Genomic DNA, 1,601 nt, shown 5'->3' with positions numbered 1-1,601 from the left:
AAAATAATGGTCAATTGACGGTCACTGTGAATACCTTGCCAGAGGCTATTGATCAAAACAGCTCTATTAATTCAGAAAGCGAGTTCTGTGATGATGGAACAGGAAACATCGATAATATTGATCTTAGAATATTTGACGATAATATAATTGGTGCTGCAAATTTAGCTGATAGAGCTATCACGTGGTGGGAAGATCCATTAGTTCCGGTTAACGACCCTTCAGATTTGATTAACCCTGTGCCTGAAGTAACACCTGGTGGAGCAACAGATGCTGATGGAGTTGATGATGGTGATTTATTTTACGCTTTAATCGAAGATCTTACTACAGGTTGTTTAAATATAGCACAAGTAGAAATAACTGTATACCCTTTACCTGATGCAAATCCAATAAGCGGACCAGATGATGTGTGTGCAGATGCTGGTACCATTGTAGTTTACCAGGTAAATGATGGTCTAAACCCTAATTCAACTTATGATTGGCAAATTACCGGAGATTATGTTTTAGAAGGTGGAGGTGATCCAACCGATCGTTTCGTTAATCTATCATTTCCAAATGTAGGTTCTGCAAATATTGTGGTACAGGAAACTTCTCAAGACGGTTGTTTAGGCCCTACAAATTCAAAAACAGTTACTATTTCCGATTCTCCACCTGCACTGACCTTTGTGACTTCTGGAGGAAAAAGCCCTGATGAAGTTTGCGAGTTTCAAACGGGAGTAGTTTTTGAAGTAAATAACTTTGCTTCAACAGTATATAATTGGACACTTCCAAGTGGTGCCGCAATTACTAATAATCCAAATTTAAATTCAATTACTGTAAATTTTGGTGATCAGCCTGGTACAGTTTCCGTTACAGCGACTAGTGCAACGGGATGTTCAGGTGCCCCAGTTTCTAAATTAGTAAGTGTAAATGGTAGGCCAGTTTTAGATCCAAATCTAGATAATACAGTCTGTAGCAATGAAAATGCACAGATAAATTTCGCTGTTGACGGAACTAGTCCTGTTTCAGCTAACTCCTATCGAATAGAAAACATTCAAGTTAGTCCTGGTTTATCGGCAATAGTATTTAATTCGACAACACCAAGGACGGTACCAGCTGGAGATATTTTCAATGATGTGTTTGAAAATACAACCGGGGGTCCTTTAACTGTCCGCTACACTGTTATACCTATAAGTGGTGATAATTGTCCAGGTAATTCTGAGGTCATTAATCTTACTGTTGATCCTGAACCTATATTAGATAACAATCTAAATAATATCGTATGTAGCAATGAAGTAGCAGCAATAACATTGGCGGTAGAAACAGGTAGCTCAATTGCATCAGGTTATAATATTATAGGTATAACTATACCTGCTGACATAACACCGGGAGCAGGCAATCTTGTGACACCTGGAACCATACCTCTTAATAACCAAGCGAATAATATTTTGTCTAATGAATTATTCGAGAATACAACAGGTGGTTTGAGAACAGTTGAGTACGAGGTTGTACCTGTGGGTAATACGGCCGAAAGTTGTACTGGTAATTCAATGATGGTACAATTAACTGTACAGTCTCAACCATTTGGTTCCGACATTACGGTAGCAGCAGAATGTAGTGATCAG

Annotated in this window: 1 protein-coding gene; it reads left to right on the top strand. The window is 38.5% G+C overall.

Translation table 11 applies throughout. From position 1 onward, the window contains the following. Window positions 1-26: 26 nt before the first annotated feature. A partial coding sequence (locus E1176_RS20305) for a PKD-like domain-containing protein (RefSeq protein ID WP_185152528.1) occupies window positions 27-1,601 on the top strand: 1,575 nt, incomplete at its 3' end.

This window comes from Fulvivirga aurantia, from assembly GCF_009711475.1.
GTDB classification, from domain to species: Bacteria; Bacteroidota; Bacteroidia; order Cytophagales; family Cyclobacteriaceae; genus Fulvivirga; species Fulvivirga aurantia.
Note: the sequence above shows the minus strand (reverse complement) of the source record. Positions and strands in the feature narration are given on the sequence as shown.